Annotated in this window: 17 protein-coding genes and 3 tRNA genes; 15 read left to right on the top strand and 5 right to left on the bottom strand. The window is 55.0% G+C overall.

All coding sequences use genetic code 11. The features are described from left to right. Positions 1-448: 448 nt before the first annotated feature. From rppH to recD, 12 genes are all read left to right on the top strand, one after another. Positions 449-976, top strand: a complete 528-nt coding sequence (gene rppH / locus ACI2J2_RS22335) for an RNA pyrophosphohydrolase (protein WP_209639786.1) — start codon at positions 449-451, stop codon at positions 974-976. Between the two features lie 12 nt (positions 977-988). After that, positions 989-3,235, top strand: a complete 2,247-nt coding sequence (ptsP, locus tag ACI2J2_RS22330; protein ID WP_209639789.1) for a phosphoenolpyruvate--protein phosphotransferase — start codon at positions 989-991, stop codon at positions 3,233-3,235. A 193-nt stretch (positions 3,236-3,428) separates the two neighbouring features. Further along, on the top strand, positions 3,429-4,301 hold the full coding sequence (gene lgt / locus ACI2J2_RS22325; RefSeq protein ID WP_209639792.1) for a prolipoprotein diacylglyceryl transferase: 873 nt from the start codon (positions 3,429-3,431) through the stop codon (positions 4,299-4,301). A 7-nt stretch (positions 4,302-4,308) separates the two neighbouring features. Continuing rightward, the gene (thyA, locus tag ACI2J2_RS22320) at positions 4,309-5,103 is read left to right on the top strand and encodes a thymidylate synthase (RefSeq protein WP_209639795.1); all 795 of its coding nucleotides are present in this window, start codon (positions 4,309-4,311) and stop codon (positions 5,101-5,103) included. Positions 5,104-5,341: 238 nt separating this feature from the next. Then, the gene (locus tag ACI2J2_RS22315; protein WP_404760872.1) at positions 5,342-5,848 is read left to right on the top strand and encodes a prepilin peptidase-dependent protein; all 507 of its coding nucleotides are present in this window, start codon (positions 5,342-5,344) and stop codon (positions 5,846-5,848) included. Next, positions 5,836-6,414, top strand: a complete 579-nt coding sequence (locus ACI2J2_RS22310) for a prepilin peptidase-dependent protein (RefSeq protein WP_404760871.1) — start codon at positions 5,836-5,838, stop codon at positions 6,412-6,414. The genes ACI2J2_RS22315 and ACI2J2_RS22310 overlap by 13 nt, the downstream gene beginning before the upstream one ends. Beyond that, positions 6,411-6,857, top strand: coding sequence for a YgdB family protein (locus tag ACI2J2_RS22305; protein ID WP_404760870.1), 447 nt, complete (start codon positions 6,411-6,413; stop codon positions 6,855-6,857). The genes ACI2J2_RS22310 and ACI2J2_RS22305 overlap by 4 nt, the downstream gene beginning before the upstream one ends. After that, the gene (locus ACI2J2_RS22300; RefSeq protein ID WP_209639807.1) at positions 6,847-7,188 is read left to right on the top strand and encodes a prepilin-type N-terminal cleavage/methylation domain-containing protein; all 342 of its coding nucleotides are present in this window, start codon (positions 6,847-6,849) and stop codon (positions 7,186-7,188) included. Before ACI2J2_RS22305 ends, ACI2J2_RS22300 begins: the two co-directional genes overlap by 11 nt. Positions 7,189-7,221: 33 nt before the next feature. After that, positions 7,222-10,593 carry an exodeoxyribonuclease V subunit gamma gene (gene recC, locus ACI2J2_RS22295; RefSeq protein WP_404760869.1) on the top strand — a complete coding sequence of 1,124 codons (3,372 nt, stop codon included), beginning with the start codon at positions 7,222-7,224 and terminating at the stop codon, positions 10,591-10,593. A 245-nt stretch (positions 10,594-10,838) separates the two neighbouring features. Further along, positions 10,839-13,727 (top strand): pitrilysin, encoded by a 2,889-nt coding sequence (ptrA, locus tag ACI2J2_RS22290; protein ID WP_404760917.1) that lies wholly within the window; start codon positions 10,839-10,841, stop codon positions 13,725-13,727. Beyond that, positions 13,724-17,284: an exodeoxyribonuclease V subunit beta gene (gene recB / locus ACI2J2_RS22285; RefSeq protein ID WP_404760868.1), complete on the top strand. Its 3,561-nt coding sequence runs from the start codon at positions 13,724-13,726 to the stop codon at positions 17,282-17,284. The genes ptrA and recB overlap by 4 nt, the downstream gene beginning before the upstream one ends. Beyond that, entirely contained in the window at positions 17,281-19,131 is a 1,851-nt protein-coding gene (recD, locus tag ACI2J2_RS22280) for an exodeoxyribonuclease V subunit alpha (protein ID WP_404760867.1), read from the top strand. Before recB ends, recD begins: the two co-directional genes overlap by 4 nt. A 31-nt stretch (positions 19,132-19,162) precedes the next feature. On the opposite strand, the gene argA is transcribed toward recD, so the two are convergent. Continuing rightward, positions 19,163-20,488: an amino-acid N-acetyltransferase gene (gene argA / locus ACI2J2_RS22275; RefSeq protein WP_209639819.1), complete on the bottom strand. Its 1,326-nt coding sequence runs from the start codon at positions 20,486-20,488 to the stop codon at positions 19,163-19,165. Between the two features lie 240 nt (positions 20,489-20,728). On the opposite strand from argA, the gene amiC reads away from it, so the two are divergent. Beyond that, positions 20,729-21,982: an N-acetylmuramoyl-L-alanine amidase AmiC gene (gene amiC / locus ACI2J2_RS22270; protein WP_209639822.1), complete on the top strand. Its 1,254-nt coding sequence runs from the start codon at positions 20,729-20,731 to the stop codon at positions 21,980-21,982. A 100-nt stretch (positions 21,983-22,082) separates the two neighbouring features. On the opposite strand, the gene ACI2J2_RS22265 is transcribed toward amiC, so the two are convergent. The 3 genes from ACI2J2_RS22265 to ACI2J2_RS22255 all read right to left on the bottom strand — a co-directional run bounded on the left by ACI2J2_RS22265 (position 22,083) and on the right by ACI2J2_RS22255 (position 22,438). Further along, positions 22,083-22,159, bottom strand: a tRNA-Met gene (locus ACI2J2_RS22265). 64 nt (positions 22,160-22,223) lie between these two features. After that, positions 22,224-22,300: transfer RNA gene (locus tag ACI2J2_RS22260), tRNA-Met, on the bottom strand. Between the two features lie 61 nt (positions 22,301-22,361). Then, positions 22,362-22,438, bottom strand: a tRNA-Met gene (locus ACI2J2_RS22255). Between the two features lie 213 nt (positions 22,439-22,651). Here ACI2J2_RS22255 and mltA point away from each other — a divergent pair. Together mltA and tcdA are read left to right on the top strand one after the other, a co-directional pair. Next, positions 22,652-23,794, top strand: a complete 1,143-nt coding sequence (gene mltA / locus ACI2J2_RS22250) for a murein transglycosylase A (protein WP_404760916.1) — start codon at positions 22,652-22,654, stop codon at positions 23,792-23,794. A gap of 88 nt (positions 23,795-23,882) precedes the next feature. Then, a complete protein-coding gene (tcdA, locus tag ACI2J2_RS22245) occupies positions 23,883-24,689 on the top strand; it encodes a tRNA cyclic N6-threonylcarbamoyladenosine(37) synthase TcdA (RefSeq protein WP_012146512.1) in 807 nt (268 codons plus the stop codon). Here tcdA and csdE read toward each other — a convergent pair. Continuing rightward, a complete protein-coding gene (gene csdE, locus ACI2J2_RS22240) occupies positions 24,680-25,114 on the bottom strand; it encodes a cysteine desulfurase sulfur acceptor subunit CsdE (RefSeq protein ID WP_404760866.1) in 435 nt (144 codons plus the stop codon). The two genes, tcdA and csdE, sit on opposite strands and share 10 nt — an antisense overlap. Positions 25,115-25,130 lie beyond the last annotated feature (16 nt).

The following is a 25,130-nucleotide window of genomic DNA, read 5'->3' as shown; positions in this document are numbered from 1 at the left end:
TACAGCCTTGACGTGGGCACCTTTTTGCGAAATTGTCCGTTTTGTGCGTAACTTGCGCGAATAATCTGTGGATAAAAACGACGTTGGTGGATCTTTCACCAGTCCAGGATCCTTAGCGGACATAGATCACATTTTTGCTCTGTACATGTCTGTTGATAAACCCATAAATTGTTATTTTAAAAGTATTAATTTGGTTTTCGTTTTTTATGGGTTTTTGAGCTTGTCAGAGTTTTACCGGCTTATCCCTTGAGTTCTTCACACACCTATCCACAGAAAAAGTGAATAAAACCGCGGTGAAATTGCCCTGCATGTTTATAACTTTGCCATTATCTGTGAGTTATCCCAATGTTATCCGGTTTGCAGGGCCGCAAAGCAGTGGTTTACCGCCTGTAGCTTGTGTGAAACAATCAGGGTATCTATGCGAATTTAAGCTTATCGAGGTAGTCCGGTGATCGATGATGATGGCTACCGCCCGAATGTTGGTATCGTAATCTGTAATCGTCAGGGGCAAGTCCTGTGGGCTCGCCGTTACGGTCAACACTCCTGGCAGTTTCCCCAAGGTGGGATTAACCCTGGTGAAACCGCAGAACAGGCAATGTACCGTGAGCTGTTCGAAGAAGTGGGGCTGAGTAAAAAGGATGTGCGTATCCTGGCCTCAACCCGCAACTGGTTGCGCTATAAATTGCCAAAACGTTTGGTGCGTTGGGACACAAAGCCGGTTTGTATCGGCCAAAAGCAGAAATGGTTTCTGTTGCAGTTAATGTGCAATGACGCTGATATCAATATGCAACGCAGCAGCACGCCGGAGTTTGACGGTTGGCGCTGGGTGAGTTTTTGGTATCCGGTGCGCCAGGTGGTGTCGTTCAAACGTGACGTATACCGCCGGGTGATGAAAGAATTCGCCGTGACCGTGATGCCAATGCAGGAGCAGGCAGCACAGCGGCAGATCCCCGCTTATCGCCGGAAGAGAGGTTAAGTTAAGCCGACTATGCTCACGCGCTTGCGAGAAATTGTTGAGAAGGTGGCCGCGGCGGCCAGTCTGACAGATGCGCTGGATCTTTTGGTTAATGAAACCTGTCTGGCAATGGATACGGAGGTCTGTTCCATCTATCTGGCGGACAACGACCGCCGCTGCTACTACCTGATGGCGACACGCGGGTTAAAAAAACCGCGTGGGCGTGTCATCGCGTTGGCATTTGATGAAGGTGTCGTCGGGTTGGTCGGGCGCCGTGCGGAGCCTATTAACCTGGCGGATGCGCAAAGTCACCCCAGCTTCAAATACATTCCTCAGGTGAAGGAGGATCGTTTCCGATCCTTCCTCGGCGTGCCGATCATTCATCGCCGCCAATTGCTGGGCGTGTTGGTGGTGCAGCAGCGTGAGCTACGTCAGTTTGACGAAAGCGAAGAATCCTTCATGGTGACGCTTGCCACGCAGATGGCCGGGATCCTCTCGCAGTCACAGCTTAACGCCATTTTCGGCCAATACCGACAGACGCGTATTCGCGCACTGGCAGCCTCACCGGGCGTTGCGGTGGCGGAGGGCTGGCAGGACAGCAGCCAGCCTTCACTCGATCAAGTTTATAAGGCCTCGACGCTCGATACCGCGAGCGAGCGGGAACGCCTGACTCAGGCGCTTGAAGAAGCCGGGGCGGAATTCCGTCGCTTCAGCAAGCGCTTTGCCGCCAGCTCGCAAAAAGAGAGCGCGGCGATCTTCGATCTCTACTCTCACCTGTTGAACGACGCCCGTCTTAAACGCGAATTGTTTGCCGAGATTGATGCCGGTTCTGTGGCTGAATGGGCGGTTAAACAGGTGATTGAAGTCTTTGCCGCGCAGTTCGCCAGCCTGCAAGACACCTACATGCGCGAGCGTGCAAGCGATCTGCGTGCGCTTGGCCAACGCCTTTTGTTCCACCTCGACGACACCACCCAAGGTGCGACTCAGTGGCCAGCGCGTTTTGTACTGGTGGCCGATGAGCTGACTGCCACACTGCTGGCCGAAATGCCGCAGGACAGGCTGGTCGGTGTTGTTGTGCGTGACGGTGCTGCCAACTCCCATGCGGCGATATTGGTGCGTGCGATGGGCGTGCCGACGGTGATGGGGGCAGATATTCAGCCTGCGCTGCTCAGTCAGCGGCTGTTGATTGTCGATGGTTATCGCGGTGAACTGCTGGTGGATCCTGAGCCGGTACTGGTTCAGGAATACCAACGGCTGATCAGCGAAGAACAAGAATTAAGCAAACTGGCTGAGGACGACGTTGAGCAGCCGGCCCAACTCAAAAGTGGCGAGCGTGTTCAGGTCATGCTCAATGCTGGCCTTAGCCCGGAACACGAACAATTGCTGGGTGGGCGGGTCGACGGCGTTGGCCTGTACCGTACTGAAATCCCCTTCATGCTGCAAAGCGGTTTTCCTTCTGAAGAAGAACAAGTCGCGCAGTATCAAGGCATGCTCCAGCTGTATCCGAACAAGCCAGTGACGCTGCGTACGCTGGATATCGGTGCCGATAAGCAACTGCCGTATATGCCGATCAGCGAAGAAAACCCCTGCTTGGGCTGGCGCGGTATCCGTATCACGCTGGATCAACCGGAAATATTCTTGATTCAGGTACGGGCCATGCTCCGTGCCAATGCGGGCACGGGCAATCTGGGTATTCTGCTGCCGATGATCACCAGCCTGGAAGAGATCGACGAGGCTCGGCGTTTGATCGACCGCGCAGGGCGAGAAGTGGAAGAGGTTCTCGGGTATGAAATCCCGAAACCGAAGCTGGGCATCATGCTGGAAGTGCCGTCGATGATCTTCATGATCCCGCATCTGGCCGGGCGCGTTGAGTTTATTTCGGTGGGCACCAACGACCTGACGCAATATCTGCTGGCGGTAGATCGCAATAATACCCGGGTAGCGTCGCTGTATGACAGCCTGCATCCTTCCATGTTGCAGGTGTTGAAGTTGATCGCCGTTCAAGCCAAGGCCGTCGGGTTACAGGTCAGCTTGTGCGGTGAATTGGCTGGCGACGCAATGGGCGCGCTGTTGCTGGTGGGCATGGGGTATCGCAATCTGAGCATGAACGGCCGCAGCGTGGCGCGCATCAAATATCTGTTGCGACATATCGAACTATCCGACGCCGAAGTGTTGACGCAGCGGGTACTGAACGCACAAATGACCACCGAAGTACGCCATCAGGTTGCGGCGTTTATGGAGCGGCGTGGCATGGGCGGTTTGATCCGCGGCGGTAAGTAAGGTCACGGGCTGACTGATTTTTTTACAGAACTTTTCCCAGCAGGCCAGACCGGAGGGGGTTAAGCTTATGCTATTATCCGCCTCCTCAACTGCGTTGAAAGCAACGGAAAAAGAGTGTTCCTGCTGTGTTTCACCGCGTTTGGCACCTGCCGCCCCCGGATGGGGAAGAATAATAGACATGTTGTGGTGATAGATGACCAATAGCTATCTGGCGTTTCCTAAATTTGATCCGGTGATTTTCTCTATCGGCCCGGTTTCTCTGCATTGGTACGGTCTGATGTACCTGGTTGGCTTCGTTTTTGCCATGTGGCTGGCGGTGCGCCGTGCCAACAAGCCAGGCAGCGGTTGGACCAAGGATGAAGTAGAGAACCTGCTGTATGCCGGTTTCCTCGGTGTGTTCGTCGGTGGCCGCGTTGGCTATGTGCTGTTCTACAACCTGCCGCTGTTCCTGGATAACCCGCTCTATCTGTTTAAAGTCTGGGATGGCGGCATGTCGTTCCACGGCGGTTTGATGGGGGTGATCCTGGTGATGTTTTGGTTCGCTCGTCGCACCAAACGCACCTTCTTCCAGGTTTCCGATTTTATTGCCCCGCTGATCCCATTCGGTTTGGGTGCCGGCCGCTTGGGCAACTTTATCAACGGCGAACTCTGGGGCCGTGTGACGACCGATACCCCATGGGCGATGCTGTTCCCAAGTTCGCGCAGCGAAGACGTGGCGCTTGCCGCCGCCGACCCGCAGCTGTTGCCGATCCTGAACCAATACGGAGTGTTGCCGCGCCATCCATCTCAGCTGTATGAACTGCTGCTGGAAGGCGTGGTGCTGTTTATCATTCTGAACCTGTTTATCCGCAAACCGCGGCCAATGGGCGCCGTCTCCGGCCTGTTCCTGATTGGTTATGGTGCATTCCGTATTATTGTCGAAGCTTTCCGTCAGCCGGATGCCCAGCTCGGCCTGTTCGACGGCGTAATCAGCATGGGGCAGATCCTGTCCATTCCTATGGTGGTGGCCGGTATTATTATGATGATTTGGGCGTATCGCCGCCGCCCGCAGCAACAACTGTCGTGAGGAACAAATGAAACAGTATCTGGATTTGATGAACAAAGTGCTCGCCGAGGGCACCCCTAAAGCCGACCGTACCGGCACTGGCACGTTGTCGATTTTCGGCCACCAGATGCGTTTCAATTTGCAGGAAGGGTTTCCCCTGGTCACCACCAAAAAATGTCATCTGCGTTCAATTATTCATGAACTGCTGTGGTTCCTGAACGGTGACACCAACGTGGCTTACTTACGGGAAAACAACGTCAGCATTTGGGATGAATGGGCTGACGAAAACGGCGATCTTGGCCCGGTGTACGGCAAGCAATGGCGAGCCTGGGGGGCAGCGGACGGTCGTCAGATCGACCAATTGACCACCGTGCTGAACCAATTGAAACAGGATCCGGATTCGCGCCGTATCATCGTTTCTGCCTGGAACGTGGGTGAGCTGGATCAGATGGCATTGGCACCGTGCCACGCGTTCTTCCAGTTCTATGTGGCAGACGGGAAATTGTCTTGCCAGCTGTATCAGCGTTCTTGTGATGTGTTCCTGGGCCTGCCGTTCAACATTGCCAGCTATGCGTTGCTGGTGCATATGATGGCGCAGCAATGCGATCTGGAAGTGGGTGATTTCGTCTGGACAGGTGGCGACACGCATCTGTACAGCAACCATATGGAACAAACCCAGCTTCAGTTGACCCGCGAACCGCGTGCATTGCCAAAACTTCTGATCAAACGCAAACCGGCATCGCTGTTCGATTACCGTTTCGACGATTTTGAAATCGAAGGTTACGATCCGCACCCTGCCATCAAGGCACCGGTTGCCATTTGATTTTCTTGCCATAAATTATTGCTAAGGGCGCACGGGTTGCGCCCTTACTTTTTTCTGCCTCTGCCTCTGCCTCTGCCTCTGCCTCTGCCTCTGCCTCTGCCTCTGCCTCATTTACCTCTGCGTTCTGCTTCGCATTTTTTTAGGCTTTTCCACTCGTTACATCAAAAGGTTGCGTGGCGTAATTCATGTCGGCTAACGGGCGCTTTATCCCGCGGCATACTGGCTTACACTGGCCGCTATGAATGATGAGACGACGTTTAACTTTACAGGCCAACGTGGCATGACACTCATTGAACTGTTGGTGGTTATGACCCTTGCCGGTGTGCTAACCGGCAAGGGGATCAGCCATTGGCGTGATTACCAGCAGGCTTTGCGGTTGGAGCATACCGCCCAACAGTTGCTGGCCTTTCTCACACGGATGCAAGCGGACGCTAACTGGCGCAATCGCACGGTATTGCTGGGTTTTAAAACCGGCGCCCCCTGGTGCATCAGCAACGGGCAAGCCCCTGCGGATTGCAACGCGCTCGGCGATGACGTGTTCACCCCGCACTACACGGATGTGCAACTGGCGGGTTATACCCAAAAAGAGATGGGCTTCTATGGCCTGCGTAACAATGCACAAGCCGGGCATATTGTATTGAGCAATGGGGCTGGTAGCCTTCGACTCGTGTTGTCCGGCAAGGGGCGGCTCCGGCTATGCAGTGAAGGCCAAAGCATACGGGGGATTCCATTATGTCAGTCTTAGAGCGTGGTTTTACTTTGCCGGAGGTGATGCTGGCACTCACATTCGGCAGCCTGATTGCGCTTGCTGCCGCTAAGACCTACCCGGTGCTGCATCAGCACAGTGTTGATGTCGGCCGCTATTATCGGTTGGAGTCGGTGCTGCGGCAGTTGGCTTTTGGTATAGAGAAAGATCTACGCCGTGCCGGTTTCTGTGCGGGTCAGTGCCGCGGAAAGCCTCTGCTGATTAGCCATGCCAGCGGTGAGGCGGCGGGCAGCTGCGTGATTGTGGCCTACGACGTCTCTCGCAACGGTCAGTGGGCAGACACCGGCACTGATGCTGATTACTTTGGTTATCGTCTTCGACAGGGCATGCTGGAAGGGCAGCGTGGTGTGAGACACTGCAATGGCACGGGATGGGAACGCCTACTCGATAGCGACGAAGTGCGCATTGAAACTTTTGACGTCAAAGCCAACGCGGGGGATGGGGGCAAAACCTGGGTTTCGCTGGCATTGACCGGTCGCTCGAAAGCCAATAGCGGTATACGGCGCAGTTTGCATTGGGCAGTTAATATGGCCTCGCTGCCATGAATGCGTGCAAGCAACGAGGGGGCAGTACCCTGGCGGCGGTGATGATGCTGTTGGTGATGGGGCTGATGTTACTGAATGCTCAGCATCGCCAACTGGACAGTGCCTTACTGGTGGCGGCCGACGAGCAGCGCTACTTACAGGCTTATAACCAGGCTATTTCGGCACTCAGTTGGGGCGTGGCACAATCCTGGCCGCGCAACCGCCTTGTCACTAATGGGTGGTGGTGCCAGAAAACCGCTGCATTGCGTGCCTGCGCAAAATTGTCCGCTCAGACGGGTATTGTGCTGGTGCGAGGTGAAGCCGACATGAATCATGGAGAGCCGCTGCGGATATATCAACGGACGAAGCCTGACGGGGCGGAAAGTTCGATCGTGCTGGTTGCAGAGGCGGGGGGCTGGCTGGATTTTTGCCCGGAAAAAAAACAGGTGGACTGTGCGGAGTAAGCAGCAAGGTTTCAGTCTGCCAGAGGTGATGATTGCTGCGTTGCTGTTCGCGGTGTCGCTACTGGGATTGTTACAGTATCATCAGGTGCTGTTGCAGTCGTTCCAGCGTCAGTGGCAGTATCGGCAAGCTTGGTCGTTAGCGCACCAGCAATTAGACGTTTTCGCCGCAACTGGGCGTGTGGATGCCGGACTGCCGCTACCTGCGCCGGGGTGGCTGCTTGATACTGAGCTGAGCACTCCGCAGGCGTTCTGCCAAAGGCTGACGGTAAAAATACAAACGCCCCAACGACAGTGGGCGAAACTCAGCCGTTGGTACTGCAAACGCCAGTAATCCGGCAGTCATTTTGTTTTAAGGGAGCTCCCAATGTTTAGGGTTTATCATTCCAATCAGTTGGATTTGCTGAAAACGTTGACCAGCGCGTTGATAGCCAGAGAGCCATTGGCCGATCCTTTTCAACAGGAAGTGGTATTGGTGCAGAGCCCCGGTATGGCGCAGTGGCTACAGATGCAACTGGCCGAACAGTTTGGCATCGCCGCCAATATCGCTTTCCCACTGCCTGCAACCTTCATCTGGGAGATGTTTACGCGAGTTTTGCCGGGTATTCCGAAAGAGAGTGCCTTTAGCAAAGACGCCATGACCTGGAAGCTGATGTGGCTGCTGCCCGATCTGCTCACCCAACCTGAATTTGCCCCGTTGCAGCATTACCTCACCGACGACGGCGACAAACGTAAAATTCACCAGCTTGCTGGCCGGGTGGCAGACCTGTTCGACCAATATTTGGTGTACCGCCCGCAATGGCTGGAAAGTTGGCAGAAAGGCGAACGCATAGACGGATTGGCGGAAGCACAGCAATGGCAGGCTCCGCTGTGGGCGCGGCTGGTCGAATACACTCAGGCGTTGGGGCAACCGGAATGGCACCGGGCCAATTTGTACCGTCGCTTTATCAAGGCACTGGAAAGTGCGGATCAGCCGCCGGTGGGATTGCCTCCACGGGTATTTATCTGCGGCATTTCCGCATTACCGCCGGTATACCTGGAAGCGCTGCAGGCATTGGGAAAGCACATTGATATTCACCTGATGTTCACCAATCCGTGCCGTTACTATTGGGGCGATATCCAGAGCCCGTCATTCCTGGCGAAGTTACAGAGCCGTAAACGGCAGCACTATCGTGATAAAACGGAATATGCATTGTTCAGGGATCCGGATAATGCCGCTTCGCTGTTCAATGAAGAGGGTGAACAAGACTTGCCGAACCCGTTACTGGCCTCATGGGGCAAGCTGGGGCGGGATCATCACTTTTTACTTTCGCAGATTGAATCCTCACAAGAGGTTTTTGCTTTCGTTGATGTCCCTGCGGACAATCTGCTGCATGCCATTCAACACGATATGCTGGAGTTGAAGAACAGCGCAGTGATCGGCACCACACCGGAAACATTGGAAAGTAGCGCCACTAAACGCCAGCTTGATCCCGACGATCGCTCCATTAGTCTGCATGCCTGCCACAGCCCACAACGTGAAGTTGAAATATTGCACGACCAGCTGTTGAGTATGCTGGCGGACGATCCCACGCTGACGCCTCGCGATATCATTGTGATGGTGGCGGATATCGACAGCTACACGCCTTATATTCAGGCGGTGTTCGGCAACGCCTCACCTGAACGTTATTTGCCGTTTGCCATTTCTGACCGAAAGGCCAGCCAGGCGCATCCTGCGTTGCAGGCATTTATTTCTCTGTTGGATCTACCCCAGAGTCGCTTTACGTCAGAACAGGTGCTGGCTCTGTTGGAAGTCCCGGCGCTGGCTGCGCGTTTCTCCATTCGTGAGGAAGGGCTGCGCCTGCTGCGCCACTGGGTCGGCGAGTCTGGCGTGCGCTGGGGCCTGGATGACGACAACGTACGCGAGTTGGACTTGCCCGCGACCGGTCAGCACACCTGGCAATTCGGGATTACCCGTATGCTGCTGGGTTACGCCATGGACAGCAACGCCGGTGATTGGCAGGGCGTATTACCTTACGACGAATCGAGCGGGTTAGTTGCTGAACTGGCTGGCCAACTGGCGGAACTGCTGGCTGCATTGAGCCGCTGGCGGCAACGATTGGGGCAGGCACGCTCCCTGACCGAATGGCAACCGCTGTGTCGACAACTGCTTGAGACCTTCTTCGAGCAGGATGACGAAACCGAAGTGGTGTTGGCACTGATAGAGCGGGAGTGGAACAAAGTGTTCGAGTTCGGGTTGGCGGCGCGCTATCCCGATGACGTGCCGCTGTCTATATTGCGTGACGAGTTGGCCGCGCGCCTTGATCAAGAACGCATCAGTCAACGCTTCCTCGCCGGGCAAATCAATTTTTGCACCCTGATGCCGATGCGTTCCATTCCGTTCGACGTGGTTTGCCTGCTGGGCATGAACGACGGGGTTTACCCGCGCACTCTGCCACCGCTGGGTTTTGACTTGATGGCGCAACAGATGAAGCGTGGCGACCGTAGTCGCCGTGATGATGACCGTTATCTTTTCCTGGAAGCGATTCTGTCGGCACAGAAACGGCTCTATATCAGCTTTATTGGCCGTTCTATCCAGGATAACAGCGAGCGTTACCCCTCGGTATTGGTGACTGAATTGTTAGAGTACCTGGAGCAAAGCTATTGCTTGCCGGGCGATGAAAAGCTGGACGCCGATGGCAGCGCTCGGCGCGTGGGTCAACATTTGCTCAACTGGCATTCACGCATGCCGTTTGCCGCAGAGAACTTTCTGCCCGGCAGCGAAGATCAAAGCTATGCGGCAGAGTGGTTACCTGCCGCCGATAGGCGCGGTGCGGCACATCCGCCGTTTAATCAGCCGTTATTGCCAGAGCCGCAAACGCAGATCTCGTTGGATGATCTGCTGCGGTTCTACCGTCACCCTGTCCGTGCGTTCTTCCAACTGAGGTTGGGCGTCAGTTTCATTCTGGAAGAAACCGAATTACCGGATGAAGAACCCTTTACCCTGGATAACCTCAGCCGCTATCAGTTCAACAGCCAATTGCTGAACACCTTGATTGATGGCGAGGACGCTACGCGCCTGTTTCAGCGGGTACGTGCCGCTGGCGGTTTGCCTTTTGGCCCCTTCGGCGAAATTTATTGGCAGAAGCAGCAGGAAGAGATGACCGAACTTGCCGAACAGGTGCGTGCTGAACGACGAGAGGGACATAGCCTGGAACTGAATATCGATATTGCCGGGGTGAATATCAGTGGGTGGTTGCATCAGGTTCAAGACGATGGGCTGCTGCGCTGGCGGCCGTCAACGTTGTCGGCGGTTGATGGGATATTGTTGTGGCTGGAACATCTGGTGTATTGCTGCGTCGGTGGCACGGGAGAAAGCCGTATTTACGGGCGTAAGGGGGCAGCCTGGCGTTTTGCCGCGTTAAGCGCACAAGAGGCACACGAGCACTTGGCTGAGCTGGTAGCGGGTTACCAGCGCGGCCTGTGTCAACCGTTACTCTTGCTGAACAAAAGTGGTTGGGCGTGGCTGAGCCAGTGCTACCAGCCTGAAACGCAGCAGATTGATTGGGATGACGAAGTACAAACCAAGGCTCGGGCGAAACTGCTGCAAGCCTGGCAGGGCGATCAGCGTATTCCTGGCGAGGGTGAAGATCCCTATGTACAGCGGGTGTTCCGCCAATTGGATAATATTTATTTAGCGCAAATTCTGGCCGAAACAGAGCGTTATCTTCTGCCGGTGGCAAGGCATAACCTTGGGTAACAATCCCCCAGTGGTACTGATTGCCTTGTGGTGGTAAAAATAATCAGGGTTATATTCAACTATCGGGGTTAGCTCTGGTCGTACATAACGTACAAGCATATAGACTCGCCGCTTTTCAAACTGCAGCCGTTGTTAACTGCAGCTTGAAATTCAAAGGGTACAGACTTTGAGTGTGTTGTTTTGATGTACGTCGTCAACGTCAGGGATTTGCCGTGACGGCGTCAGAATAGGGGTTCATTTTGGATATACGCAGACAGTTGGCCCGCATCACCGGGTTAGTATTATTGGTTATGTTTTGGGCACCGTTGAGTTGGGCTGCACAGGGATGGCAACCGCTGGCGGAGAAGATCAACAAAAGCGATCACGATCCCCGTCAATATCAGGCGATCAAGTTGGCGAACGGTATGACCGTGCTGCTGGTTTCAGATCCTCAGGCACCTAAATCGCTGGCGGCGTTGGCGCTGCCGGTGGGGTCGTTGGAGGATCCAAATAGCCAGCTTGGGTTAGCGCACTACCTGGAACACATGGTTCTCATGGGGTCAAAGCGCTACCCGCAGCCAGAAAACCTCTCGGAGTTCCTGAAGAAGCATGGCGGTAGCCATAACGCCAGCACGGCGTCTTATCGCACCGCATTCTATCTGGAAGTGGAAAACGACGCCTTGGCCCCGGCGGTAGACCGCATGGCGGACGCCATCGCCGAACCGCTGCTGGATCCGGGTAATGCCGACCGTGAGCGTAATGCAGTCAATGCCGAGTTGACCATGGCACGTTCACGCGACGGTATGCGGATGGCGCAGGTCGGGGCAGAGACGCTGAACCCGGCTCACCCGAGCGCGCGTTTCTCCGGTGGCAACCTCGATACCCTGAAAGATAAGCCAGGCAGCAAATTGCACGACGAGCTGACGGCATTCTACCAACGTTATTATTCCGCTAATTTGATGATGGGGGTGCTTTACAGCAACCAACCATTGCCTGAGTTGGCTGAACTGGCGGCCAAAACCTTTGGCCGCGTGCCTAACCGTAACGCCACTGTGCCGCCGATAGATGTCCCGGCAGTGACCCCTGAACAGCAGGGCATCATTATTCACTATGTGCCGGCTCAACCGCGTAAGCAGTTGAAAGTAGAGTTCCGCATTGACAATAACAGCGCTGAATTCCGCAGTAAGACCGACACCTATATCGGCTACCTGATTGGTAACCGTAGTCAAAATACCTTGTCTGACTGGCTGCAAAAGCAAGGGTTGGCGGATGCCATTAATGCCGGTGCTGATCCGATGGTGGATCGCAATGGCGGCGTATTCTCGATCAGTGTATCGCTGACGGATAAAGGCTTGGCCAAGCGTGACGAAGTCGTTGCCGCGATTTTCAACTACTTGAAAATGCTGCGTACAGAAGGCATCAAGCAAAGCTATTTTGATGAGATCTCCCACGTACTGAATCTGGATTTCCGCTATCCGTCGATCACCCGTGATATGGATTACATCGAATGGCTGGTGGATACCATGGTGCGGGTACCGGTAGAGCATACGCTCGATGCCCCTTACCTGGCCGACCGCTATGACGCCAAGGCAATTGCCGAGCGCCTGGACGCCATGACGCCGCAAAATGCGCGTATCTGGTTTGTCAGCCCGAATGAGCCACATAACAAAATGGCTTACTTCGTCAATGCGCCTTATCAGGTGGATAAAATTACCCCGCAGCGTTTTGAGCAGTGGCAGCAATTGGGTAAAGGGATCAGCCTGTCGTTACCTGCTTTGAACCCGTATATTCCGGATGATTTCAGCCTGAACAAGCCTTCGCACGAGTTTAAAAAACCGGAGATGGTGGTCAACCAACCGGGGCTGCGGGTGTTGTATATGCCAAGCCGCTACTTTGCCGACGAGCCAAAGGCCGACGTCACGGTGGCGTTCCGCAATGCGAAAACCATGGATTCAGCACGCAATCAGGTGCTGTTCTCTTTGACCGACTATCTGGCGGGGATTTCGCTGGATCAGCTGAGTTATCAGGCTTCGGTTGGCGGGCTGAGTTTCTCGACTTCGCCAAACAACGGGCTGATGTTTAACGCCAACGGTTTTACCCAGCGCTTGCCACAGTTGCTGACTTCGCTGATCGAAGGGTATTCAAGCTTCACGCCGACGGAAGACCAACTGACGCAAGCCAAATCCTGGTATCTGGAGCAGTTGGATTCGGCGGAGAAGGGCAAAGCCTTTGAACTGGCCATTCAACCGGTGCAGATGGTCTCTCGTGTTCCTTACTCCGAACGCAGCGAGCGCCGTGAGGTGCTGAAAACCCTGACGCTGAAGGACGTATTGGCTTACCGCGACAGCCTGTTGGCGGATGCAACGCCAGAACTGCTGGTGGTGGGGAATATGAGTAAGCAACAGGTGGATACCCTGGCCTCAACGCTGAAGCATCGCTTGGGGTGTACCGGCGTTGAATGGTGGCATGGCGAAGACGTTGAAGTGGCAAAAAAACAGTTGGCCAATCTGCAACGTGCGGGCAGCAGCACTGACTCAGCGCTGGCAGCGGTGTATGTACCGACCGGCTACGATGAAGTGACAGGTATGGCATACAGTTCACTGTTAGGCCAAATTATACAGCCCTGGTTCTACAGCCAACTGCGCACTCAGGAACAACTGGGTTATGCCGTCTTTGCCTTCCCAACGTCAGTGGGCCGGCAATGGGGGATCGGTTTCCTGCTGCAAAGCAATAGCAAGCAGCCAGCATACCTTTACCAGCGCTATCAGGATTTCTATCCGAAAACTGAGAAACGCCTGCGTGAGATGAAAGAAGCCGACTTCGAACAGTACAAGCAGGCGATGATCAACGAGCTTAAACAGCGCCCGCAAACGCTGAGCGAAGAGGCTGGCCGTTTTGCCAATGATTTTGACCGCGGCAACTTTGCGTTTGATACCCGCCATAAGCTGATTGAGCAGATCAAACAATTGACGCCGACTAAACTGGCAGACTACTTCCATCAGGCGGTGATCCAGCCGCAAGGCTTGGCTGTGCTGTCGCAGGTCAGCGGCAGCGGTCAAGAAAAAGCGGATTACGCGGTCCAGCCGGATTGGGTAACTTATCCCAATGCGTCTGCATTGCAGAAAACCTTACCGCGTAAGGTGGCGACACCATGACTGAGACGGCCCCGCAGCGGCTTGACCCACTCACGTTGCCGCTGTTTGGCGAGCGACTGATAGAAGCGTCGGCGGGGACCGGCAAGACCTTTACCATTGGTGCGCTGTATCTGCGCCTGCTGCTTGGCCTGGGCCAGGCAGCGGCCTATCCGCGCCCATTGACGGTTGAAGAAATCCTGGTGGTGACCTTTACCGAGGCGGCTACCGAAGAATTACGCGGACGTATTCGCAATAACATCCATGGGCTGCGCATAGCCTGTGTGCGCGGTAAAGGCGCTAAATGTGACAACCCATTGTTTGTCTCATTGATGGAAGAAATTGAAAATCTTCCGGATGCCGCCGCGCAATTGCTGGCTGCCGAACGTCAGATGGACGAAGCAGCGATCTACACCATCCACGGTTTTTGTCAGCGTATGCTGGCCCACAATGCTTTCGAGTCCGGCATTCTGTTTGAGCAAACTCTGGTGCAGGATGAGCTGCCGCTGCGCCGCCAGGCCTGTGCGGACTTTTGGCGTCGCCACTGTTATCCGTTACCGCTGGGCGTCGCGCGTGCGGTGAGCCAGGAGTGGAGTGGGCCGGAAGCCTTGCTGGCCGATCTTTCCGGCTATCTGCACGGTGAAGCGCCAATGCTGCGCCGACCGCCGAAGGATGAAGAAACGGTGCTGATGCGCCATGAGCAGATTGTGGCACGCATTGATGCCATCAAAGCGCAGTGGCTGGCGGCAGCGGGCGATCTTGAGGCGTTGATCAGCCAGTCCGGTGTTGATAAGCGCAGTTATAGCAGCAAGCATCTGCCCAACTGGTTGCACAAAGTCGGTGAATGGGTCGTGCTGGAAACCCAGGACTATCAACTGCCGAAAGAGCTGGATAAATTCCGTCAGTCGGTACTGCTGGAGAAAACCAAAAAAGGCGAGCCGCCGCGCCATGCCTTGTTCGTGGCGATCGACGAACTGTTCGATGAACCCCTGACGCTGCGTGATTTGATCATGGCGCGGGCGCTCAGTGAGATACGTCAGTCTATCCAGCAAGAAAAACGCCAGCGTGCCGAGCTGGGGTTCGACGACTTGCTAAGCCGCCTGGATAGCGCATTGTGCAGCGAAGGCGGCGATCGGCTAGCGCAAGCAATCCGCCAGCGTTACCCGGTAGCGATGATCGATGAGTTCCAGGATACCGACCCACAGCAATACCGCATCTTCCAAAAACTCTATGTTGGCAGGCCGGAATGCGGCCTGTTGCTGATCGGTGACCCGAAGCAGGCGATTTATGCCTTCCGCGGTGCCGACATTTTTACCTATATGCGTGCTCGTTCAGAGGTAAGTGCCCACTACACCCTTGAAACCAACTGGCGTTCGTCACCGGCGATGGTGAACAGCGTTAACCATCTGTTTACTCAGGTGGAAAAACCTTTCCTGTTTGGCCAAATTCCCTTTATCGAGGTTGCCGCCGCTGAGAAAAATCGGGGGTTGGCATTTGAGCTACAAAACCAGGTTCAGCCGGCGATGCAGTTCTGGCTGCAACAGGGGGAAGGTGTTGGCGTTAGTGAGTACCAACAACTAATGGCGCGCCTGTGCGCGACGCAAATCCGTGACTGGCTCAGTGCCGGGCAAAACGAACAGGCCTGGTTGGTGAAGGGCGATAAACGGCGTACGGTGCAGGCATCGGATATTACCGTGCTGGTGCGTAGCCGCAATGAGGCGGCGTTAGTTCGCGATGCGCTCAGCGCACTGGCGATTCCCTCGGTGTATCTGTCCAACCGCGACAGCGTGTTTGATACACCAGAGGCCAAAGACTTGCTGTGGCTATTGCAAGCGGTGTTGGCTCCTGAACAGGAGCGCACGCTGCGCAGCGCCATGGCGACTGGGCTGATGGGGCTGGATGCTCCGGCGCTGGACGGTTTGAACCACGACGAACGCGCCTGGGATAAATTGGTTGATGAGTTTGACGAATACCGCTCGCTCTGGCTACGCCGGGGCGTGTTGCCGATGCTGCGTGAGGTGATGAAACGGCGTCATTTGGCAGAGAACTTGCTGGCCAGTCTCGGTGGTGAGCGCCGTTTGACCGACGTTATGCATTTGGGCGAACTGTTGCAAGAGGCCTCCGCACAGCTCGACAGCGAACATGCGCTGGTGCGTTGGTTGGCGCAGCAGATTGCTCAACCCAATCGCCAATCTGACAACCAGCAGTTGCGGTTGGAAAGCGACCGGCATCTGGTGCAGGTGATCACCATCCATAAATCCAAAGGGCTGGAGTTTGATCTGGTGTGGTTGCCGTTTGTCGGTAATTTTCGCCAGCAGCAGCAGGTGTTGTACCACGATCGCCAAAGCTTCCAGGCTTTGCTTGACCTTGATGCCAATGAAGAGAGTATCGAATGGGCAGAGGAAGAGCGGCTGGCGGAAGATTTACGCTTGCTATACGTAGCGCTGACCCGTTCGGTGTACCACTGCAGCATCGGCATTGCGCCTTTGATTCAGGGCACGCGTAAGAAACAGGGCGATACCGATTTACACCGCAGTGCGCTGGGTTATCTGGTACAAGCCGGTCAGGCCGGTGATGCGGACTATTTACAGCAATGTTTGCAACGGCTTGCCGGGGACGGTGTCGCGTTGTCGTTGGTCGGTACCTTGGATGAACAGCCCTGGCAGCCGCAAACGGTGGCCTTGAGCGAACTGGCGGCTAAGGATTTCTCACGTCAGGTACAGGATTTCTGGCGGGTAACCAGTTATACCGGTTTACAGCAACATGGCGCGGGCCTGATGCAGGATTTATTGCCACGGTTGGATGTCGATGCCGCAGGAGAGCAAGCGCAAAGCGGTGAGCCAGCGCTCACACCGCACACCTTCCCACGTGGTGCTACCCCCGGGACTTTCCTGCACAGCCTGTTCGAAACCCTCGATTTCACCCAACCGCTTGATGAACAGTGGTTGCTTGAACAACTGCAACAGCAGGGCTTTGCCGAACATTGGCAGCCGATACTGCTGGCGTGGATGCAAGTGTTGTTGAACACCCCACTTAATGATGCCGGTGTCGCACTGTCGGCGCTGGCACCTCAGTATAAACAGGCAGAACTGCAGTTTTATCTGCCGATCGAGCAGCTGTTGCAGGCGCGTGAGTTGGATAAGCTGGTGAAAAGTTATGACCCGCTTTCTGCCCGCTGTCCTGAGTTGGACTTTCAACAGGTGCAGGGGATGCTGAAAGGGTTTATCGACCTGGTATTCTGCTGGCAGGGGAGATATTACCTGCTGGACTATAAATCCAACTGGCTGGGTGAAGACAGCAGTGCCTATACCCAGCCAGCAATGGCGCAGGCGATGGCGGAACATCGTTACGACTTGCAGTACCAGCTATACACGCTGGCGCTGCATCGCTATCTGCGCCATCGATTGCCGGATTATGACTATCAGCGTCATTTCGGCGGGGTGATTTATTTATTCCTTCGCGGTGTAGATGCGCAGCATCCAGGCAATGGGATTTTCGCCTGCCGCCCGGAGGCGAAATTGGTGGAAGGTATGGACCTGTTATTCCGCGGCGAAACCATTGCGGCGGAGGATGCATCATGATCACGTTATTGGAGCAGGCGCAGGCGCTTGGCGTGTTGCGCCCGCTTGACCTGCAGTTTGCCCGAGTGGTGGCAGGGGACGATGAGCCGGATATTCTGCTGGCTGCCGCCTGCCTCAGTGCAGAGGCCGGGTCTGGGCATGTTTGTCTGATGCTGGAGCAACTGCTGCCGGAAAATCTTTTTGACGGGCGGCAGCCTGAATTGGCACAGGCCGTGTGGCTGGCGGCAGGTCAGTTGGATATTGTCGGTTGGCAACGGCGCCTCTCTGCCTGTGGCGCCGTGGGTGATGGCACTACTGCAATGCCGATGGTGTTGCAGCAGCAGCGCTTGTACCTTCAGCGGATGTGGCAGAACGAAGGTGAGGTTGCTGCGTTTATCAGCAGCGATAGCCTCCATCAGCCCGTTGAAGAAGCAGAGCTGCGCACCATTCTTGACCGCCTGTTCGGCGAGGCGACAGATGAACCGGACTGGCAGAAAATTGCTGCTGCCGTGGCGGCAACACGGCGCATCGCGGTCATATCCGGCGGGCCGGGCACCGGTAAGACCACCACGGTCGCCAAACTACTGGCGGCACTGGTGCAACTCGCCGAGGGGCGTCGTTTGCGTATCCAGCTGGCGGCGCCCACCGGTAAAGCGGCGGCTCGTCTTACTGAGTCGCTCGGCAGTGCCAGCAGGCAATTAATGCTAACCCCAGAGCAGCGTGCCCTGTTCCCCACAGAAGCCTCTACGCTTCATCGCCTGTTAGGCGCTCAGCCCAACAGTCAGCGCATGCGTTATCATCGTGGTAACCCCCTGCATTTGGATGTGCTGGTCGTCGATGAGGCCTCAATGGTCGATTTGCCCATGATGGCACGTTTGATAGCCGCTTTACCTGCCCAGGCACAGGTGATTTTTTTGGGTGACCGTGACCAGCTCGCCTCGGTAGAGGCCGGGGCGGTTCTGGGGGATATTTGTCGTTTTGCCGAACAAGGTTACAGCGTTCCGCGAGCCGAACAACTTTCGCGCCTGACCGGCTGTTTATTACAGGGGCAAAGTGCTCAAGCTGAGGCGGCAGTGCGCGACAGCTTGTGCCTGCTGCGCAAAAGCTACCGCTTTGATGCCAACTCGGGTATTGGCCAATTGGCGTTTGCGGTGAACTCGGGTGACGGTAAACGTGCGTTGGCTACGCTCGGCGGCAGTTTCAGCGACGTTATCGGGTATCCGTTGGCGGAAACACAAGACTACCCGCTGTTACTGGATGCCTGCGTAGCAGGTTACCGTGATTACCTGCGGCAGGTCACCGAAGGCGCAGATGCCGTGGCAGTGCTTGCAGCTTTTGGCCGTTTTCAGGTGTTGTGCGCGCTGCGAGAAGGGCCATTTGGTATTACCGGATTGAACGAACGTATTGAGACAGGATTGCAACGCGCCGGTCTGATTCGCCGTAAACCCGGTGCTGCGGGGCGCTGGTATCCGGGGCGTCCGGTGATGATTGGCCGCAATGACAGTGCGTTAGGGCTGTTTAACGGTGATATTGGTATTGCCTTACGGGATGTTAACGGCGAACTTCGCGTTCACTTCCAACTGCCAGATGGCAGCATTAAGTCGGTACAACCGAGCCGTTTACCGGCACATGAAACCGCCTATGCGATGACGGTACATAAGTCCCAGGGCTCGGAATTTGACCACACAGTGCTGGTGCTGCCTAATCACTTTATGCCGGTATTGACGCGTGAATTGGTCTATACCGCGATAACCCGCGCACGCAGGCAACTTTCGTTATATGCCACCGATGCGGTTCTGACACGGGCGATCCGCACGCCAACACAGCGCCGCAGTGGGTTGGCTGAACGGTTGCAGATCAGGGTGTAAATGGGGCGCAGCATGCTGCGCCCACAAAGGATTACAGATCCGCCAGTAGGATCTTGGAGCGGCGCTGGTAGTTGTATAGTGCCTGTTTCTCGACGGGCAGCACGTCGACGTCTGCCGGCGTGAAGCCTCTCTCCTGGAACCAGTGAATGCTGCGCGTGGTTAGCACAAACAGTTTATGTAAGCCCATCTGTCGTGCCTGGCTTTCCACTCGCTGTAGTAACATTTCACCGCGCGATGAGCTGCGATAATCGGGGTGAACCGCAACGCAGGCCATTTCACCAATCTTCTCTTCTGGGAATGGGTATAGCGCAGCGCAGGCGATGGTCAGGTTATCGCGTTCGATAATAGTGAACTTGTCGATCTCCATCTCTAATTGCTCACGTGAGCGACGAACCAAAATACCTTGCTGTTCAAGCGGGCGGATGAGCTCGAGGATGCCGCCGATATCGTTAATTGTCGCCCGGCGTACCTGTTCAGCACTCTCCATGACGATCTGGGTACCGATACCGTCGCGCGAGAACAGCTCTTGCACCAGTGCACCGTCTTCCTGATAACTGATCAGGTGGCTGCGACGCACGCCGCTGCGGCAGGCTTTTACTGCGCCACGCAGGAAGCGCACGGTGCCGGAATGGTAGTCACCAGTCTCTTCAAGTTCTTCGATGCGTTTCTGCGCATCATTGGGGAACAGTTCGGACAAGATATTGCCTTGTTGATCGGTGACCCCTTGAGAAGAGCAGAAGCCGATCATTTTCTCGGCCTTCAGTTTGATGGCTAACTGGGTTGCCACTTCTTCTGACGTCAGATTAAAGCTTTCGCCGGTGACGGAAACGGCGACCGGGCCAATCAGCACGATAGCGTTGCTGTCGAGCTGACGGTGAATGGCCTCTTCATCAATACGGCGGATACGACCGCTGTGGCAGTAGTCTACGCCGTCATCAATCCCCAGTGGTTGGGCAATGATAAAATTACCGCTAACCACGTTAATATGCGCACCCTGGAGCGGCGTGTTGTTAAGGCTCATCGACAACCGGGCGGTGATGTCCAGCTGCAACAGGCCTGCAGCCTGTTTCACCAATTCAAGCGTGTGAGCGTCGGTGACGCGGGTATGCTTGTGATAAATCGGTTCTAGATTATGCTGCGCGAGGTTGGCATCGATCTGCGGTCGTGCACCATAAACCACCACCAAACGAATACCAAGGCTATGCAGCAGCCCGATATCGTTGACGATATTGGAAAAGTTCTCATGTTCTATGGCTTCCCCGCCAAGCATGACGACAAACGTCTTGCCGCGGTGGGCGTTGATATAGGGAACTGAGTGACGGAATCCTTGGACCAGCTCTGTACTACGTTCCTTCACGGCCAAACCTCATTTGCATATTTATACGATATTTTTGTATTTTTATTCTTTTCTGGTCCTGATGGCAAGTACGAAATTGTCTCTCTTTCTTTGCTAAGGGCGCTGAATCGTTAATAAATTGAAAAACCATAAAAAGATTTTCTGATGACAGCGCCGGAATGATTGGTTAAAGTTTTCGGCATTCCCGTTTTACTGGTGTTTTTTTCATCTGTTTTAATCTGTTATCACTGCTGGAGTCGCATGCCAAACTCAAATCACAATCTGGGCCGCCGTCGTTTATTACAGGGGGTTGCCGCAAGCTGGTTGCTGAGTGTGAGTCGCGTAGGTATCGCTGCTTCATCGCACGTCATTGCCGTACGCGTCTGGCCTTCCTCCACCTATACCCGGGTGACGCTCGAATCTAACGTTGAATTGAAATACAAACAGTTTGCGCTGACCAATCCCGATCGCGTGGTGGTGGATATTGAAGGCGTGCAACTCAACAGCGTGTTGAAGGGTATTGTCGGTCAAGTGCGTGACGACGATCCCTACCTGAAGCAGGCGCGTGTTGGGCAGTTCGATCAAAATACCGTCCGCTTGGTGCTGGAGCTAAAACAGAGCGTTAGCCCTCATATGTTTACGCTGGCACCGGTACCGGAATATCGCAATCGTCTGGTAATGGATTTGTATCCGAGTAAGGGCGGTAGCGGTGAAGACTATGATCCACTGCTGGCGTTACTGGAAGATTACAACAAGGGCGATCTTGAGCGTACTTTGCCGGCGGAGGCACCACAGGCCGGTAAGGCAGGGCGTGACCGGCCTATTGTCATTATGCTGGATCCTGGACACGGGGGGGAAGATCCCGGTGCCATTGGCAAATTCAAGACGCGTGAAAAAGACATCGTGTTGCAGATTGCGCGGCGACTGAGCACGTTAATCAAACGCGAGCCGAATATGAAAGTCTTTATGACGCGCAATGAAGATGTCTTTATTCCGCTGAAGGTGAGGGTGGCTAAGGCGCGTAAGCAGCGTGCTGACCTGTTTGTGTCAATCCACGCAGATGCTTTTACCAGCCGCGCCGCACGCGGCTCGTCGGTCTTTGCTCTGTCGACCAAGGGGGCAACCAGCTCGGCGGCGAAGTTCCTGGCACAAACCCAGAATGAATCGGACCAAATCGGTGGGGTAAGTAAAAGTGGTGACCGCTACCTGGATCACACCATGTTTGATCTAATCCAAACCGCGACCATCAATGACAGTTTGAAATTCGGCAAGGAAGTGCTGAACCGGATGGGGAAAATTAACCGTTTGCATAAGAATCGTGTCGATCAGGCCGGTTTTGCCGTATTAAAGGCACCGGATATCCCATCGATCCTGGTTGAGACCGCGTTTATCAGTAACATAGAAGAAGAGCGTAAGCTGCGTACCACCCATTTCCAGCAGCAGGTGGCGGAATCTATTCTTGCGGGCATCAAGGCCTATTTTGCCAACGGTGGGGCGGTAGCGCGCAGAGGATAACCTAAAAGCAGAAACGGCTGGGCTGATGCCCGGTCGGTTTTTAGCGGATTTTAGATACAAAAAAACACCCGTTAAGGTGCTTATCTGTAGTCATTAAGATTGGTTGCGGAGGCCGGATTTGAACCGACGACCTTCGGGTTATGAGCCCGACGAGCTACCAGGCTGCTCCACCCCGCGTCCGTCTTAATGCTTGTATTATCGAAACCAACATTTCATAAGATACCGCTGGTACAGTATCTGTTGGTTGCGGGGGCCGGATTTGAACCGACGACCTTCGGGTTATGAGCCCGACGAGCTACCAGGCTGCTCCACCCCGCGTCCGTATAATACTTTTTCATCGAATCCAACACTTAATTGATACTGCTCTTGCAGTATCGGTTGGTTGCGGAGGCCGGATTTGAACCGACGACCTTCGGGTTATGAGCCCGACGAGCTACCAGGCTGCTCCACCCCGCGTCCGATGGAAGCGCACTATACTCTCCGTGCATTTTGTTGCAACCCTTTTTGCATTTAATTGAACTAAAACGGCCTTTCTGGTGGATTAGTCCGCAATTTGCGGTCTTTTTCATCGTTATCCGCCGTGTGGCTTTTTTTATTTGCAGCGATTCCTTTATCTATGGGCGTTTGTTATCGTTCGCCGGTAGATCATATCAGTTGAGAGTGTGCGTGATGAAAGGACGTTGGGGCAAATACCTGCTGGGCGGGTTAGTGGTAGCGGTACTGGCAGGCTGTTCGTCTAAGCCGACTGACCGGGGACAGCAATATAAAGATGGCCGTCTGGATCAGTCTCTGGAGCTGGTGAACCAACCTAACGCCAAGGGCGTACCGGTGAATGCCAGGGATTACGCAGATCAACTGATGGAGATTAAAAACGCCTCTCCTTCACTTTTCAATCGCAACAACACGACGTTTCAGGCCGTACAACGTTGGATGGCCTCTGGCGCTGACACGCGCAGCCTGAACCAATACGGCCTCAGCGCCTACCAAATGGAGGGCGTGGACAACTACGGTAATGTGCAGTTTACCGGTTACTACACCCCGGTATTGCAGGCGCGCTATACCCAACAGGGCGAGTTCCGCTACCCGCTGTACCGCATGCCGCCAAAAGGAAAAGGCCGCTTGCCCGATCGCGCAGGCATTTATTCAGGTGCGCTGGATGACCGCTATATTGTGGCGTACACCAACTCACTGATGGACAACTTTATGATGGAAGTCCAGGGCAGTGGCTATGTGGATTATGGCAATGGTCAGCCGTTGGTGTTCTTCGGCTATGGTGGCAAGAACGGCCATGCTTACCGCAGCATTGGTAAAGTGCTGATTGACCGCGGCGAAGTGGCGAAGGCGGATATGTCGATGCAGGCGATTCGTCAGTGGGCGGATACCCACAGCGCAGCAGAAGTGCGTGAGTTGCTGGAGCAAAACCCTTCCTTTGTCTTCTTCCGTCCGGAGGCCTTTGCGCCGGTTAGGGGCGCCAGTGCTGTGCCACTGATTGCCAAAGCCTCGGTGGCGTCCGACCGTTCGTTGATCCCTGCGGGCACCACGCTGCTGGCAGAAGTGCCGCTGCTGGACAACAAGGGTAAATTCACGGGAAAATATGAGATGCGCCTGATGGTGGCTCTGGATGTGGGTGGGGCGATTAAAGGCCAGCACTTTGACATGTACCAGGGCATCGGGCCAGATGCCGGTCACTCGGCAGGTTTTTACAACCACTATGGCCGCGTTTGGGTGTTGAAAGGCGCCAATGTTAACGCGCCGTTGTTTACCAGCCAGAGCGGTTCCACGTCCGGTGGCTCGCTGTTAGTCACCCGCTAACGGCTCTGGGTGATACAGAAATAGATTGACCCGCAAGGGCCGGACATTCCGGCCCTTATCATTTGCAATGTTAAGGTATTGAAGCGTTATGAGCACAGCCTATTCTGAAGCCTACCTGCAGCGTTTTGGCGGCACGGCACGTTTGTACGGTCAGCAGGCATTGGCACTGTTTGCCCAGGCACACATTTGCGTGATTGGCATCGGCGGCGTGGGCTCTTGGGCGGCAGAAGCACTGGCGCGCACCGGAATCGGTGCCATTACACTGATTGATATGGATGATGTCTGCGTCACCAACACTAACCGCCAGATTCATGCGCTACGCCAGCATGTCGGTCAGTCAAAAACGGAAGTGATGGCGGAACGTATTTTGGCGATCAACCCAGAGTGTCGGGTGACGTGCATTGACGACTTTATTACTGCCGACAATGTCGCAGAGTTGCTGAATAACAATTTTAGCTATGTCATCGATGCGATTGACAGCGTGCGGCCGAAGGCGGCACTGCTGGCCTATTGTCGCCGTTACAAGATCCCCGTGGTCACTACCGGTGGTGCTGGTGGCCAGATAGATCCTACCCAGATTGCGGTAGTCGACTTGGCGAAAACCATTCAGGATCCGTTAGCCGCCAAATTGCGTGAACGGCTGAAAAATGACTTCAACGTGGTGAAGAACAGCAAGGGTAAGCTGGGTATTGACTGCGTGTTTTCGAGTGAGCCACTGGTTTACCCGCAGCCGGATGGCAGCGTTTGCGCGTCGCGGAGTACCGCGGAAGGGCCAAAAAGAATGGATTGCAGTGCAGGGTTTGGTGCGGCAACGATGGTGACCGCCACCTTTGGCTTTGTCGCTGTTTCCCATGCCCTGAAGAAGATGGTAGCAAAAGCCGCGCGTCAGGCGTAGCGAGCGGCCATCGTCTTCACGGCGCCAGCCAGAGCCTCCAACCCGCTGGCGCGGGTGGCGCTGAGCTGGGAACGCAGTGCAAGCTGCTCAAACAGCGCCAAGGGATCCATTGCCACGATTTGCTGTGGCGTTTTTCCTTCGACCGCCGTCAACAGCACCGCCAGCAGGCCGCGTACGATGCGGCCTTCGCTGTCACCATAAAAGTGCATGGTGCCGTCCGCCAATAGCTGATGCCCCAGCCAGACCCGGTTCTCACAGCCACTCAATTCCATTTCCGCTGCACGTAATGCTTCTGGCAGCGGCGGTAATTGCTTCGCCAGCATGATCAGTTGGCGATAGCGATCTTCCCACTGTTTCAGCGCGGTAAACTTCTCGGTTAATGCCTCGGCGGTTATTTCATGACCAAAGGGATGGGGGGCAAGCATAGTCTCTCCGGGAGTC

It is taken from the genome of Serratia sp. NPDC087055, from assembly GCF_044900985.1.
In the GTDB taxonomy this organism is placed as follows: domain Bacteria; phylum Pseudomonadota; class Gammaproteobacteria; order Enterobacterales; family Enterobacteriaceae; genus Serratia.
This window is presented reverse-complemented; position numbering and strand designations above follow the sequence as displayed.